We start from the raw sequence: 13,986 nt of genomic DNA on the forward strand, positions 1-13,986 counted from the left end.
TATAAGCGAAGGAGCTTGAGATGATTGAATTATTGATTATTACAGCATTGGTGGTTTGGAGTGCGATCTTTGTCTTTAAGAAAGTATTTCCAAAGTCTGCGTATTCGGTATTTTCGAAACTCTCTCAGTTTTGCCGTTCGAAAGGCTGGAATAGTTTAGCAAAATGGTTGCAGCCTGCGATGGTTGCAGGTTGTGGAGGTGGTTGTGGTTGCTCAAGCAATGATGCCGAAGTGCCTAAAAAACCTGAGGTTCAAGCAGTCAAGTGGAAGTAAATAACGCTTTCTAAATTTAAAAAGCCATTCTAGAACTTAGGATGGCTTTTTTATTGATATTCTCTCAAAGCATAATGACAATATTTTTACGGACTGACACAAAAAATTATCAAGAAATCAAAAACAGAAAAAGCTTTCAAATCGCCAAAGTGCTAACATTTTGCAAGTTTCAAAATTTACTCTGAGTGGGACAATAATGTTAATTCAACGTGGTGGCTTAAAAGTCGTTGCTGGGCTAGGTATTTCTGGTGTTTCAGCGGTTAATTTCTTACATGAACAAGGCTACCGAGTTGCAGTCACAGATTCACGTGAAGTCCCACCAGGACATGATAAAATTCCTGCTGCTGTGCAAACCAGCTTTGGCATGCTTGATCAAGACTTATTGTTACAAGCTGAAGAAATTATTATTAGCCCAGGGCTTGATTTGAAACTTCCTGAAATTCAAGCAGCGATTGCAAAAGGTATTCCAGTTGTCAGTGAAATTCAGATTTTACGCCGTGCAACAGACAAACCGATTGTTGCAATTACAGGTTCAAATGCCAAAAGCACAGTAACTACATTGATTGGTTTAATGGCACAGGATGCAGGGGTAAAAGTGGCCGTAGGTGGCAATCTAGGGCGTCCTGCATTGGATTTAACCCATGATGATCCAGATGTTTATATATTGGAGTTATCGAGTTTTCAGCTTGAAACGACGTCTAATTTGGCGGCGGAAGTTGCTGTTGTACTGAACATGAGTGAAGATCATTTAGATCGTCATGGTGATATGGCGGGCTATCACGCAGCAAAACATCGTATTTTCCAAGGCGTAAAAAAGGTGGTGTATAACCGTGATGATTCACTGACACGTCCACTGGTTCCAGATGTAACACCAATGCAAAGCTTTGGCTTAAATGCGCCAGATTTAAATCAATACGGTATTCTCAGAGAAGACAATGGTACGATTTGGTTAGCACGTGGTCGTGAGCGTTTGTTGAAAAGTTCAGAGATGTATATTCAAGGGACGCATAATGTTGCCAATGCCTTGGCTTGTTTAGCTTTGGGTGAAGCGATTGGTTTACCAAGAGACACAATGTTAGAAACTTTAAAAACCTTTAAAGGTTTAGAGCATCGTTGTGAATTTGTCAAAGAAGTCAACAATGTTCGTTATTATAACGATTCTAAAGGAACCAACATTGGCGCAACATTGGCAGCGCTTGATGGCTTAGGTGTTGCGATTGAAGCACAAGGTGGCAAAGTCGCGATTATTCTCGGTGGTCAGGGCAAAGGGCAAGATTTTACGGCTTTACGGGATTCACTACAAAAATATGCCAAAGTTGCTGTCTTGATTGGTGAAGATCGTCCAATTATCGAAAAAGCAATTGCAGGTACAACAACACTGTTGCATGCTGAATCTTTGCAAGAAGCTGTAGCTTTGTCTCAGCAACATACGCATGCGCATGATGTGGTGTTATTATCTCCAGCATGTGCAAGTTTTGATATGTTTACAGGCTATCCAGAGCGCGGACAGCGCTTTGTTGAATATGTAAATGCTTTGAACTAAAAGAATCATAAGGATAACAGTATGGCTGGGTTAGCTCAGACGACTATAAGTAAAATTAATCAGGTGTATGAACGCTGGGTGCCTAAGTTTCCAGCAGAGATTACACCTCGTAATGTACTGATATTTTGCGTCATTTCATTGTTATGCATAGGTACAGTCATGGTTGCTTCGGCTTCGATGCCTTATGCAGAGCGTATGCATGAAAATGAATTTCACTATGTGATTCGACATGCAATTTCGATTGTCGTGGCATTGGTTGCCGCTTTGGTCACCTATCGTATTTCGTTAAATATTTGGTTTAACAATACTTTTCCGCTGTGGTTAATTACCATTATTTTGTTACTCGCCGTTTTGGTGGTCGGGACAGAAGTCAATGGTTCAACACGTTGGATTCGTGTAGGTGGATTTACCTTGCAAGCCACAGAGGTGGCAAAGGTCATGATGACCATCTTTACCGCAGACTATGTTGTACGAAGAGCACAAGAAGTACGCAGTAACTATAAAGGGTTATTGCGTCTAGCCATTGTGATGTTACTTACGGTGGGTTTAATTATCGCTGAACCCGACTTGGGGGCAACAGTGGTGATAGCCGTTTCTATGCTTGGCGTATTCTTCTTAGCAGGTGCACCACTGATTCAATTTGGTATTGCTTTTGGTGCGATTCTTTCAGCGTTTATTTTCCTGATTGTTTTCGAGCCATATCGTTATGAACGTTTGATGTCGTTCTCAAACCCGTGGGCAGATCCGCTGGGTTCAGGGTATCAATTATCCAATGCATTAATGGCTTTCGGTCGTGGTGAGTGGTTTGGTGTGGGCTTAGGACATAGTATCCAAAAGATGTCTTATTTACCTGAAGCACATACGGATTTTATGCTGGCAATTTTAGGTGAAGAGTTCGGTTTCTTCGGTATTGCGACTGTTTTAGCTTTATCTTTTGCAATGGTGATTTGCTGTATTCGTATTGGTCAACGTGCGCTCACTCATCAATATTTAAGAGCAGGCTATTTGGCTTATGGCATCAGCATTATTTTCTTATTACAAATTCTGGTGAATGCTGGAATGAATATGGGAATGTTGCCAACTAAAGGTTTGACTTTGCCTTTCATTAGTTATGGTGGGTCTTCGCTGATCATGTGTGCTGTGATGATTAGCCTGATTTTAAAAATTGATGCATCGACAAAAGAAGCCAATCCTGCGCGAGAAGAATCAAGCTTCTAAGCTGCATTGGTTTAGTTCTAAATGTGAAGAAGGTGTTACATCGCTTGGTGTAATACCTTTTTTATTGCATGTTTATTCAAATTTATTCAAAAACCTATTTAAATGGTTATTTGAAGATCCCTTGAACTTGAGTCCCTTTAGGAATCAATTGAATGTCCCATTGTGCTACAGCTTGAGCGAGCATTTTATGCGGTTGGTCAATATCGACAGACGGTTGACCAAGTGCTGAAATCGCTTGTGAAAGCAATTCAGGTGCATTTTGAATATCAAGTGCATGTGCAAGATTTTGCTTAGAGAGTTTCTGCCCTTGAGCATTCATGGCGAGTGGAAGGTGCATATATTTAAGTTGTGGGTAGCCTAAAAGCTGTCCTAACCATATTTGACGTTCTGTGTTATCTAACAGATCTGCGCCACGTACGACATGAGTGATGCCTTGTAAATAATCATCAACCACAACCGCAAGTTGGTAGTTGATAATCCCATCACGTCGTTTAAGTACGAAATCGCCCAAATCAGTGATTAGATTGGAACAATGTTGGGCTTGTAGGCGGTCTTGAAAACAAATATTTTGATCTGAAACTTTGACTCGAATGGCTTGATTTGCAAAATCTAAATGCTTTTCCCGACAAGTTCCGAGATAGATATGATTTGAGCCAAGCATTTTACGCGTACATTCACATGCATAAACCAATTGTTTTTGTTTGAGTTGTTCTATAGCTGCATCGTAAAGGTTTAAGCGGTTTCTTTGATAAATAATTTCAACATCAGATTCAAATTCAAAGGCATCTAAGCATTTTAAAATGTGTTGTTCACTATCAGGGTAGATACGTGGAATATCGGTATCTTCTATGCGGACGATCCATGTGCCTTGGTTGGCTTTGGCATCGCAATAACTGGCAACTGCGGTGATCAGTGACCCAAAGTGTAGTGGGCCTGTGGGTGAGGGTGCAAACCTGCCCGTATAAACCATTCTATCCCCCTCCTTGTTGAAAGAAAGGGGGAGAGGAGGATTATTCAGTAACGTCATTAACCGTTATTCTGCTTCTCTTTGATTTCTGCAAGTGTTTTACAGTCAATACATAAAGTCGCTGTTGGACGTGCTTCTAAACGACGTAAACCGATTTCGATACCACACGTTTCACAGAAACCATAGTCATCGTTTTTAATCGCTTCAATCGACTGTTCGATTTTGCGAATGAGTTTACGTTCACGGTCACGAGTACGTAATTCAATCGCAAATTCTTCTTCTTGCGTTGCACGGTCATTTACATCGGGTAAAGAAGAAGATTCATCTTGCATGGTGTTCAAGGTGCGATCTACTTCAGACATTAACTCTGCTTTCCACGCGAGCAAAATTTTGCGGAAATGTTCGAGCTGCCCCTCAGACATGTATTCTTCGTTTTTCTTCGGCTGATAAGGCTCGATACCAAATAGACTTGCTGTAGTACCGTTGTCATTCGTCTTTGGCTTGGTTTTACGCACACGCTTTACAGACTTGTCATCTGTAGCCGCAGTTTGTTCATCCAAGATTTGATTTTGGTTGTCATTCGCCATAAAGGGCATTCCTCATCATCATATACGTACTGTTCTATACGTAAAAAATATGGTGATATGCAAGTATTTTTATCACTACCAATAGAATGAATCCATTGGGGGCGTCATCATATAGATTTTTTTACAAAGATGAAAGTCATCTCACCCTTAGTTCGACTTTCAGCATATCTCTATAGGTCGAATAACTTAATGGAAAAAAGCAAAAATGAAAAGCTAATAACCCGAAATTTCTTCATTTATCGTGACTTTGAAGTGATCTAGCCGATGAACGATGGTTTCAAATTCGCCATTGTTTTTTAAATGTAAGCAACGGTAACCAGGCGCAATTTCATCAAAAGCAAAATCTTGACTGAGTGGCTTAAATTGCACGCAAGTGGCTGGTGTTGAAATAAATTGGATTCCATTCCATTCATTTAGAGATTCTTGATGCACATGACCATGGAGCACCATTTTGATATTTTTAAACGGTGCTAATATTGTTTTAAATGCATCAGCATTTTTTAATTTATGTTGATCTAACCAAGCAGACTGCATATCGAATGGATGGTGATGACAAGCGATGATGACATGCTTGTCTTGTTGTTGTTCTAAAATGTGCTTTAAATGTTGTAGTTGCTCAGCTTCAATCCACCCATCCGTTTGCCCAGCGATTACACTATTTAAGAGAACGATTCGCCATTGACCTAATTCGATAACAGTAGGATGAGGCTCTGGAGTATGGAAAGGGAAGATCTCCAAATTGTCGTGATTACCTGGGATATGATAAAAATCGACCGCAAACTTTTGCATATACGCTAAATAGCGATGATATGTCGCAGGAAAAGCAGCTTGTGCAAGATCACCTGTATGTAAAATAAGATCCATATTTGGATAACGTTGCTGAATATCATCCATAATGGCATGAAAGTTTTCTTCAGGATTAATACCAACGAATTCTGCGTCTGGATGGTCCATCAGATGAGTATCTGTGATCTGGATGAAGACGATATCTTTATTTATTGGATTCGATGATTGCTCTGATTGCATGCCTTTCCCCTAGACATTTTCTAATTGGTTTACATGTTGTTGTAGCCATTGTAAAGCCATAATGATTGGCGCATTACATAAACGATTACTTTGGAATAAAAGATTTAGATCTGCGTATTGAATAATATGTAGTTTTATATTTTCGCCTTCATCAGGCATGCCGAAGACTCCGCCTTCAGAAGGTAGTTCTGCTTGAGCAACATAGAGATGAAAGATTTCATCACATGCGCCTGCAGAAGGGTAGAAACTGAATAGCAGTTCAATCTGATTTAATTCGCAACCCGACTCCTCGATACTTTCTCTTCGAATACAGCTTTCTGGAGATTCATCTCCATCGAGAACGCCAGCAATAATTTCAAGTTGCCACGGGGACACTTGGTCATCGATTGCACCTACTCGGAATTGTTCAATCAAAGCAAATTTACGTTGCTGATCATTGTAAATAAGTACACCAGCGGCTTCTTTACGTCGAATAAGCTCACGTTGGATAACAGTCGTATACTCAGATTGATTAAACAAACGATGTCGCAAGCTAATTTTTTCAATCTGAACAAATCCTTGATAGGCAGATTCACGCGATTGAATTTCCACATCTTTATCAGAGTAGGTTGCTTGCTGAGTGATATTCATGAATTAGAGTTAGGATAAAACGTGTTCATTTCATCCTAACTGAGAAATGATTAAAGACAAATATATTTTTTCATCTTTACACTTTGTGGTACAACTTTTGTCCGTGTTCCTGATAAACGGATTTCATGGTTTTCATACCATTTTCAATCACAGATTCATTTTCTGCTGTACTTCCTAGATCTTTTTGGTTTTGAGCATAATCTCTGACATTCTGCGTAATTTTCATCGAACAGAATTTTGGACCACACATCGAACAGAAGTGCGCAGACTTGTGTGCCTCTTTAGGCATGGTTTCATCATGCATCGAACGAGAAGTATCAGGATCTAAGCTGAGATTAAATTGATCTTCCCAACGGAATTCAAAACGTGCTTTAGATAATGCATTATCACGGACTTGAGCACCCGGATGACCTTTGGCTAAATCGGCTGCATGCGCTGCAATTTTATAAGTGATGATGCCATCTTTCACATCTTTCTTATTCGGTAGTCCTAAATGCTCTTTTGGCGTGACATAACATAACATGGCGGTACCATACCAACCAATCATCGCAGCACCAATCGCAGAAGTAATGTGGTCATAACCCGGTGCAATATCTGTGGTTAAAGGACCCAATGTATAAAATGGTGCTTCTTGGCAAACTTCAAGTTGCAGATCCATATTTTCTTTGATCATATGCATCGGTACATGTCCTGGCCCTTCGATCATGACTTGCACATCATGCTTCCAAGCACGGTGGGTTAATTCACCCAAGGTACGTAATTCTGAAAATTGAGCTTCATCATTGGCATCTTGAATACAGCCCGGACGTAAGCCATCTCCTAGACTGAATGACACATCATAAGCCTTCATAATTTCGCAGATTTCATCGAAATGGGTATATAAGAAGTTTTCTTCATGGTGAGCCAAACACCATTGCGCCATGATTGAACCACCACGAGAGACGATACCCGTCAGACGGTCGGCAGTCATTGGAACGTATCTTAAAAGCACACCTGCATGGATGGTAAAGTAATCGACACCTTGCTCAGCTTGCTCAATGAGTGTGTCTTTGAAAATTTCCCAAGTGAGGTCTTCAGCTACACCATCTACTTTTTCTAAAGCTTGGTAAATTGGAACTGTACCAATTGGGACAGGGGAGTTACGAATAATCCATTCACGGGTTTCATGGATATTTTTACCTGTCGATAAGTCCATGATGGTGTCTGCACCCCAACGTGTTGCCCATGTCATTTTGGCAACTTCTTCATCAATTGAAGAGCCGAGTGCTGAGTTGCCGATATTGGCATTAATTTTCACCAAGAAATTACGTCCGATAATCATCGGTTCAATTTCAGGGTGGTTAATATTGGCAGGAATAATCGCACGACCTTCAGCAACTTCTTTTCGCACAAATTCAGGTGTGATTTCCATGAGATTGCGAGCACCAAAGTTTTGACCTGCATGCTGACGCATGTCTACACCTTCACGCTGACGCTGATTTTCACGAATCGCAATATATTCCATTTCAGGTGTGATAATGCCTTGTTTGGCATAATGCATCTGCGTCACGTTCTGCCCCTGTTTGGCACGACGTGGTTTTTGAATATGCGCAAAACGGATGTCTGCGGTACGGATATCTTTTAGGCGCTCTTGACCGAAAGTTGAACTCAATGTTTCTAAACGTTCAGTATCCTGACGTTCGGCAATCCATGTTTCACGGACATTGGGTAAGCCTTTATTCAAGTCAATTTCAACTTGAGGGTCGGTATAAACACCTGAAGTGTCATAGACCATTACCGCTGGATTTTGCTCACCACCTAGACCTGTCGGCGTGTCTGTCAATGCAATTTCACGCATAGGCACTTGAATGTCAGGACGTGAACCTTGGATATAAACTTTTTGAGATGCAGGTAAAATTCGAGTGAGATCTTTGGCATCTTGCTCATGTTGAGCAGATAATTCATTTGAAGAGAGATTCGTTAATGGGTTCATTGCAATGATCCTTATGAATGATATCAACGAATCAAGCACGACCAAAAACGGTGGCAGATTGAGTCTATTTTTTAAATTCTGTATGAACCATTCAATGGCGAATAATACAGGTGTATTTCTACAAAAATAGATCAATAAAAAGCTAAGAGTTTTTAGATGGCTTGATTCCTACGCAGGTCTTAACCTGATCAGGTTCAACGGTACTTGGGTTTAAGTTCATTCAATTGAAGAACTGACTCAATCTCAGCGAGGAATTACTCGCGCTCCGTCAAGCTATGCGGTAAATATTAACATATTCACCCTGAATTAGATTTGCAATTTGTATAATTTATCGCAGTATTAAAATGGATCAATCACAACATTCGCTTAAATCATTTGGACGTTTTTATTGTTAAGAAAGTTGAATAAAGAAAAGGAAATAAGTTGAAAATCATCATATAGCGCTACATATTGCATCGCTAAAACAATCTCTTTTAGGGTTTTTAAAATCAATCGGTTTTAAATTTAAAAACTGATTCAGTTGAGAAAGGGCGAGTAATTGTGGATTATTTTCCAGTTTGGTTTGCTCTTTAACGCTGAGTTGAATTTTTTGCCTGCGTTGTTCCATCGACATATTGATAAATTGTTTAAATTTTTGAGCTTTTGAGGATAATTCACCATCATTAGAGTCAGCTAAACGCTCAATGACCATCCAATTCGCGCTATCCACTTCATTGGCACTTTCAAAGTTTAAAGAAATAGGTGAATGTTCAGGTCCTAAAAACAATAAACTTGTATAGGCATTTTCAAGAAAATGGGCATCACCAATATAAGGGCTTTCAGGATAGTTTCGCGCATATTCCTGCCAAAAAATTGCTCTTTTGGCAATTTCTTCAGCATCGAGGTTGAGTTTCTGATTTTTAAAAAGAGGTTGAGCATTTTGTTGAGCAAGGTTTTCTATAAATTTTTGCTCAGGCTGATCTAAATATGGTGCAAAAACTTTGGCTAAATATTGCGGATTTCTCCGATAAGTGACTTGATTGTCCCCTTGATCAATCAATTCGATATAAGCCTGACCTTTATGACGTAGCAGATATTGGTCACGAATATTCAATTGTTCAAAATGGCTTTGTTGAATTGTAGGATAAGCAGATTGATCTAAAGCATAGGCTTGAAAAGCATGTTGCTGTTCTGAGCTTCGATCCAACTGTAAGAATTGTTGATACATTTGTTTTGACAGTTGCATCAATTCTTTTTGTTCAGCAGGTTTCAGTAAAGGTAAGCACAAACGAATATCTTGATTGACTTGCTCGATTGCTAAAGTTGTTCTTTGCGCATCCATAGCAGTCATTTCTTTTTTTAAATTTTGGCAAATTTGACCGAGATCGGGAACGGAGTGTTCGCTTTGTTGAGGTTCTTTTGCTGCATGCACGATATCCGCCGCAGGTTTTTCACAAGCGGTGAGTAAACTACTAAGCGCAATCAGGGTGCAACAAAGAATAAGATGAGAAAGTTTGTAAGACAATTTCATTAGACGATCATTAAAAAAATTTACCTAATTCAGTACTTGGTTATTGTCGCTTAATCTCATATAAACAAATGCTATGTTTTGTAGTTTTGTGATCATAAAACGTTAATACTTTAGTCGGATTATGGCTTTGTGAAGGTGATTTTGAATGAATTAGTGATAAATTTACTGCGTCGGTCAAAATTGGACTATGTTTAAATAGATGTTTTAGGGCTTTTGCCCAAGCCCAAAGACAGTTAAAAAAATTAACAAATCAATGGATTCGTATTTATCGATGGTTGTGATTCTGGCGGTTTATTTGTTTAGATGTTTTTAGGCATATAAATTTCTTGAGGAATGCTTTGAGCTTCGTCTGAAAGAGAAATAGTTGTCATAAAAGATTCATAATTAGTATGGTTTAATATTAAATCTAAAAAAGCTTTTTGCTGTATGTGGAGTATCAGACTTTGAGCCCAAGTAATCCAGTGTTGACGCATCATATTTCTTCTCAATTTAATGAAGATTTGCAGGATGTAAATACCAAATTTATGACCATGGGTGGTCTGGTCGAACAGCAAGTTGCAAATGCCGTTCATGCGTTATTAGACACCAATGCCAATTTAGCAATCGATGTTCAATTTCAGGACAATACGGTTAACCGTTATGAACGTGAGATTGATGAAGCATTGACATTAATTCTTGCCCGACGCCATCCCGCTGCAATTGATTTACGTATGGTGATTGCAATGAGCAAAGCCAATACTGATTTAGAACGTATTGGTGATGAAGCGGCAAAAATTGCACGAATTGCACAAACCTTGTGTGAAGAGGGTGAGTCCCCACGTGGTTATATGGAAACTCGCCATATTGGCAACCAAGTTCGTGTGATGATTCATGATGCTTTAGATGCATTTGCACGTGTTGATGCTGATCAAGCTTTAAAAGTCTTATTGGCAGATGCGGACATTGACCGTGAGTATCAGTCAGCAACACGTACTTTAATGACTTATATGATTGAAGATCCACGTCATATTAGCCGTGTTATCAATGTGATGTGGGTACTCCGTTCATTGGAACGTATTGGTGATCATGCACGTAATATTTCTGAGCAAGTGATTTATATTGCGAAAGGTTTTGATGTACGTCATACCAGTGTGGAAGAAATTGAACAAAAAGTTCAGAGTAAATAATTTAAAATCAACCATTCGAATCGTAAAAGACCTGAATTTATCAGGTCTTTTTTTTGAGTTTTTACTGTGATTTTCTCAAAGCTTGGTCAAGGCAGTACCTTTATGTGCTGCAATATGATCAGATTTATCACTTTTGATTTCATATTGTGGCTCTTTTTCTGTGGCGTGATGTGTATAACCTTTGTAGTCAAAATCCTTCGTGTGGATTCGTATAATCGTACCTGAAACTCGCCCCGCCTCAGAATTCCAACTCACCTTATCACCGATTTTAAATTGTGTTTCCATGATGATCACATTTCCGTTTTGTTTTCTGTTTGGTCTGTATCAGTACTGGTATTAGCATACGATAGATTTCCATCAACAACGACCGCAGGTGCGGTATATCTATGTTCATCAGCTTTGCCGACTTTCATGATATGTCGCACTGTCCAACCTCTGACTTTTAAAGCATCGGATAACATAGAGCGATGACAACGCCACCATACGGCTTCAGCACACATGATGGCAGTTATTTGTTGGGTTGCTATTTCCTCTAACTGTTCAATGGCTTTTTCAAAAGCTTCGCTTTCCATATAATCGGCATAGCCACGAAAAGAATGATTGTGCCAACGGGTATTCTTTGAATCTTTTTTCATCCGCCGTCTTCCACCTAAATCTTTCAAATAAATGTACGTGATGCCATGTTCAGGCAAAGTAGTTTCAAGATTGTCTTGGTTAAATTGCAGATATTTTCGTGAGCCTGGTAAGCTGCGGATGTCGGCAAGTAATTTTATTTGAAAAGATTGCAGCATCTGCAAAAAATCTTCCAGACTATGGGTAGAATGGCCTATGGTATAAATGATACGTGGTGTCATTTCCTCATCCCATCACCTAATAGCAACTTATATTTATCAATATATTGCTGTTTTTGTTTGGATTTGTATTGCTGGATGTAGCGTGGGTGCTCAAGCACAGTTAACTTATCAAATAATTTTGCATCATGATTCAGTTGATTGATAAATGTTGCATTCTTTTTCCCCAGTATAAATACCTCTGAGGTGTTTAATCCAAAGCTGATCTGTTTTCGCAAGGATTCAATCATAAAGCCTTTGACATCTTGAAACAAAGTATCGTCATCATAATAGTTGGCATTTAATAATTGCCCACGACTTGTTTCGCGTACAAGCGCCAATGGAAAGGGTGAATTGATATAAAATTGTTTGTAAAAATCTTTTGCACCACCATAAGCAGCAATCACATCGTACATAAATACAGAAGAAATTTCGTGAGTATGTGCCGATTGCATTTTGATCCCACAAACAGCTTCCAAGCGTTTGGTGTCTGTAAATGGAATGCCTGTTACGCCTGCACCATGACGACTAGGATTAATACCGATAATAAATTTTCGCTCATTTGAATCATTATAATATTTATCATAAAACGCTTGCATGACTTGTATGGTTTCAGGGTTATCCATAAAGGGATTCATCACCTGAAAATCTTTTGGCAGTTTTCCCACATAATGTAACTGTTGGTTAAATGCTTTGATATGCTCTGCAAAAGTTTTGGACATCAGCACTCCATTTTTTGATATATGGAAGTATCATATTTTGTATGGATCTAGACTAACACACCCATCCTGCTAGTCTAGTAGAGCTTTATTTGAAGACCCAATGAAATTCATCAGGCATGGGTCTAGATACGTGTCACTTTATTTCAGAACGAGGGGGCTATAACTTCAAACAACCACTACACCTGGGCCAAAGCCTGTGCTAAATCTGTAATTAAATCATCAATATGTTCAATACCTACAGATAGGCGAACCATGTCAATACTGACACCTGCTGACTTTAATTCATCTTCATTCAACTGACGATGTGTAGTTGTCGCAGGATGACAAGCTAAGCTTTTCGCATCGCCAATATTGACCAAACGCGTGAATAGCTGCAAAGCATCAATAAAGCGAGTTCCACCTTCAAGTCCATCTTGCACACCAAAAGACAAAATTGCTGAAGGTTTTCCTTTCACATATTTTTGTGCCAAAGCATGTTGCGGATGATCGGTTAAACCTGCGTAATTGACCCATTTTACTTTTGGATGTTGCTGTAAATATTCAGCGACTTTTTGGGCATTTTCAGTATGGCGCTCCATACGTAAATTCAACGTTTCTAATCCTTGTAAAATTAAAAACACACTCAGTGGACTGATTGCTGCACCAGTATTACGCAGTGGAACGACACGTGCACGTGCGATATAAGCCGCTTCACCTAAAGCTTCAACATAGTTCACACCATGATAGCTTGGGTCAGGTGTATTTAAGACTTTAAAACGCTCAGGGTATTTACCCCAAGGGAATTTACCGCTATCGACAATTGCTCCACCGATAGAATTCCCATGACCACCAATATATTTGGTCAATGAATGCACCACAATATCTGCACCATGTTCAAAAGGTTTGAGTAGTGCAGGGGTTGCAACAGTATTATCGACAATTACAGGGATGCCATATTCATGTGCAATTTTGGCAATGGCCTCTAAATCAATGATATTACCCAATGGATTACCAATTGATTCTACAAAAACCAATTTGGTTTTTTCATCAATTAAACCATGTAAAGCTTCAGGGTTTTGATAGTCAAAGAAACGAACTTCAATACCTTGTTTCGGTAAGGTATGGGCAAATAAGTTGTATGTTCCGCCATATAAGGTTGAAACAGAGGCAATATTATCTCCAGCTTCTGCAATGGTCTGAATGGAATAGGTGATTGCAGACATACCCGAAGCCAAGGCTAATGCACCAATACCCCCTTCAAGTGCGGCTAAGCGTTGTTCAAGCACCGCAGTTGTTGGGTTCATGATGCGAGTATAAATATTACCTTGTACTTTTAAGTCAAACAGGTCTGCGCCATGTTGCGTATTATCAAATGCATAAGAAGTGGTTTGATAGATGGGTACGGCAACAGCTTTAGTGGTTGCTTCGGGTGTATAACCTGCATGAATCGCAAGGGTTTCATCTTTATAAGTCATCTTTTTCAGCTTTTTTGTTAAATTTCAAATGAGTGTATCAAATAAATATATGAAGTAAACATGAGTTTTTGTATTTTAAAATCATAAAA

At 39.3% G+C, this 13,986-nt stretch carries 14 protein-coding genes and 1 riboswitch; of the genes, 4 read left to right on the forward strand and 10 right to left on the reverse strand.

Annotated elements, in window-relative coordinates:
• Positions 1-20: 20 nt before the first annotated feature.
• From ACY45D_RS01355 to ftsW, 3 genes are all read left to right on the forward strand, one after another.
• Complete coding sequence (locus ACY45D_RS01355; RefSeq protein WP_463108125.1) at positions 21-272, forward strand: DUF6587 family protein; 252 nt, start codon at positions 21-23, stop codon at positions 270-272.
• Between the two features lie 196 nt (positions 273-468).
• Positions 469-1,815 carry a UDP-N-acetylmuramoyl-L-alanine--D-glutamate ligase gene (gene murD, locus ACY45D_RS01360; RefSeq protein ID WP_463108126.1) on the forward strand — a complete coding sequence of 449 codons (1,347 nt, stop codon included), beginning with the start codon at positions 469-471 and terminating at the stop codon, positions 1,813-1,815.
• A 21-nt stretch (positions 1,816-1,836) separates the two neighbouring features.
• A complete protein-coding gene (gene ftsW, locus ACY45D_RS01365; RefSeq protein ID WP_463108127.1) occupies positions 1,837-3,033 on the forward strand; it encodes a putative lipid II flippase FtsW in 1,197 nt (398 codons plus the stop codon).
• Positions 3,034-3,139: 106 nt separating this feature from the next.
• Here the strand turns inward: ftsW and gluQRS are convergent, their stop codons facing one another.
• The 6 genes from gluQRS to ACY45D_RS01395 form a co-directional block, all read right to left on the reverse strand.
• On the reverse strand, positions 3,140-4,060 hold the full coding sequence (gene gluQRS, locus ACY45D_RS01370; protein ID WP_463108128.1) for a tRNA glutamyl-Q(34) synthetase GluQRS: 921 nt from the start codon (positions 4,058-4,060) through the stop codon (positions 3,140-3,142).
• The gene (gene dksA / locus ACY45D_RS01375) at positions 4,060-4,587 is read right to left on the reverse strand and encodes an RNA polymerase-binding protein DksA (protein WP_463108129.1); all 528 of its coding nucleotides are present in this window, start codon (positions 4,585-4,587) and stop codon (positions 4,060-4,062) included. Before dksA ends, gluQRS begins: the two co-directional genes overlap by 1 nt.
• A 213-nt stretch (positions 4,588-4,800) precedes the next feature.
• A complete protein-coding gene (gene cpdA, locus ACY45D_RS01380; protein WP_463108130.1) occupies positions 4,801-5,613 on the reverse strand; it encodes a 3',5'-cyclic-AMP phosphodiesterase in 813 nt (270 codons plus the stop codon).
• A gap of 9 nt (positions 5,614-5,622) precedes the next feature.
• Positions 5,623-6,243 (reverse strand): NUDIX domain-containing protein, encoded by a 621-nt coding sequence (locus ACY45D_RS01385; protein WP_463108131.1) that lies wholly within the window; start codon positions 6,241-6,243, stop codon positions 5,623-5,625.
• 76 nt (positions 6,244-6,319) lie between these two features.
• The gene (gene thiC / locus ACY45D_RS01390) at positions 6,320-8,215 is read right to left on the reverse strand and encodes a phosphomethylpyrimidine synthase ThiC (protein ID WP_463108132.1); all 1,896 of its coding nucleotides are present in this window, start codon (positions 8,213-8,215) and stop codon (positions 6,320-6,322) included.
• A gap of 148 nt (positions 8,216-8,363) precedes the next feature.
• Positions 8,364-8,493, reverse strand: a riboswitch (TPP riboswitch).
• Between the two features lie 155 nt (positions 8,494-8,648).
• Positions 8,649-9,725: a hypothetical protein gene (locus ACY45D_RS01395; RefSeq protein ID WP_463108133.1), complete on the reverse strand. Its 1,077-nt coding sequence runs from the start codon at positions 9,723-9,725 to the stop codon at positions 8,649-8,651.
• A gap of 443 nt (positions 9,726-10,168) precedes the next feature.
• On the opposite strand from ACY45D_RS01395, the gene phoU reads away from it, so the two are divergent.
• On the forward strand, positions 10,169-10,891 hold the full coding sequence (phoU, locus tag ACY45D_RS01400) for a phosphate signaling complex protein PhoU (protein ID WP_089605250.1): 723 nt from the start codon (positions 10,169-10,171) through the stop codon (positions 10,889-10,891).
• A gap of 75 nt (positions 10,892-10,966) precedes the next feature.
• Here the strand turns inward: phoU and ACY45D_RS01405 are convergent, their stop codons facing one another.
• The 4 genes from ACY45D_RS01405 to ACY45D_RS01420 form a co-directional block, all read right to left on the reverse strand.
• A complete protein-coding gene (locus tag ACY45D_RS01405) occupies positions 10,967-11,176 on the reverse strand; it encodes a hypervirulence associated TUDOR domain-containing protein (RefSeq protein ID WP_463108134.1) in 210 nt (69 codons plus the stop codon).
• A gap of 5 nt (positions 11,177-11,181) precedes the next feature.
• Positions 11,182-11,745 (reverse strand): DUF488 domain-containing protein, encoded by a 564-nt coding sequence (locus tag ACY45D_RS01410; protein WP_463108135.1) that lies wholly within the window; start codon positions 11,743-11,745, stop codon positions 11,182-11,184.
• Positions 11,742-12,443: an SMUG2 DNA glycosylase family protein gene (locus tag ACY45D_RS01415; protein ID WP_463108136.1), complete on the reverse strand. Its 702-nt coding sequence runs from the start codon at positions 12,441-12,443 to the stop codon at positions 11,742-11,744. The genes ACY45D_RS01410 and ACY45D_RS01415 overlap by 4 nt, the downstream gene beginning before the upstream one ends.
• 176 nt (positions 12,444-12,619) lie before the next feature.
• Positions 12,620-13,897, reverse strand: a complete 1,278-nt coding sequence (locus tag ACY45D_RS01420; protein ID WP_463108137.1) for an O-acetylhomoserine aminocarboxypropyltransferase/cysteine synthase family protein — start codon at positions 13,895-13,897, stop codon at positions 12,620-12,622.
• Positions 13,898-13,986 lie beyond the last annotated feature (89 nt).

The sequence above is a fragment of the Acinetobacter sp. BZX-2 genome (assembly GCF_055179795.1).

Excerpts from the sequence above, each read along its gene's own strand:
- ACY45D_RS01355 (WP_463108125.1), top strand. The coding sequence starts at position 21 with ATGATTGAATTATTGATTATTACAGCATTGGTGGTTTGGAGTGCGATC.
- murD (WP_463108126.1), top strand. The coding sequence starts at position 469 with ATGTTAATTCAACGTGGTGGCTTAAAAGTCGTTGCTGGGCTAGGTATT.
- ftsW (WP_463108127.1), top strand. The coding sequence starts at position 1,837 with ATGGCTGGGTTAGCTCAGACGACTATAAGTAAAATTAATCAGGTGTAT.
- gluQRS (WP_463108128.1), bottom strand. The coding sequence starts at position 4,060 with ATGACGTTACTGAATAATCCTCCTCTCCCCCTTTCTTTCAACAAGGAG.
- dksA (WP_463108129.1), bottom strand. The coding sequence starts at position 4,587 with ATGGCGAATGACAACCAAAATCAAATCTTGGATGAACAAACTGCGGCT.
- cpdA (WP_463108130.1), bottom strand. The coding sequence starts at position 5,613 with ATGCAATCAGAGCAATCATCGAATCCAATAAATAAAGATATCGTCTTC.
- ACY45D_RS01385 (WP_463108131.1), bottom strand. The coding sequence starts at position 6,243 with ATGAATATCACTCAGCAAGCAACCTACTCTGATAAAGATGTGGAAATT.
- thiC (WP_463108132.1), bottom strand. The coding sequence starts at position 8,215 with ATGAACCCATTAACGAATCTCTCTTCAAATGAATTATCTGCTCAACAT.
- ACY45D_RS01395 (WP_463108133.1), bottom strand. The coding sequence starts at position 9,725 with ATGAAATTGTCTTACAAACTTTCTCATCTTATTCTTTGTTGCACCCTG.
- ACY45D_RS01405 (WP_463108134.1), bottom strand. The coding sequence starts at position 11,176 with ATGGAAACACAATTTAAAATCGGTGATAAGGTGAGTTGGAATTCTGAG.
- ACY45D_RS01410 (WP_463108135.1), bottom strand. The coding sequence starts at position 11,745 with ATGACACCACGTATCATTTATACCATAGGCCATTCTACCCATAGTCTG.
- ACY45D_RS01415 (WP_463108136.1), bottom strand. The coding sequence starts at position 12,443 with ATGTCCAAAACTTTTGCAGAGCATATCAAAGCATTTAACCAACAGTTA.
- ACY45D_RS01420 (WP_463108137.1), bottom strand. The coding sequence starts at position 13,897 with ATGACTTATAAAGATGAAACCCTTGCGATTCATGCAGGTTATACACCC.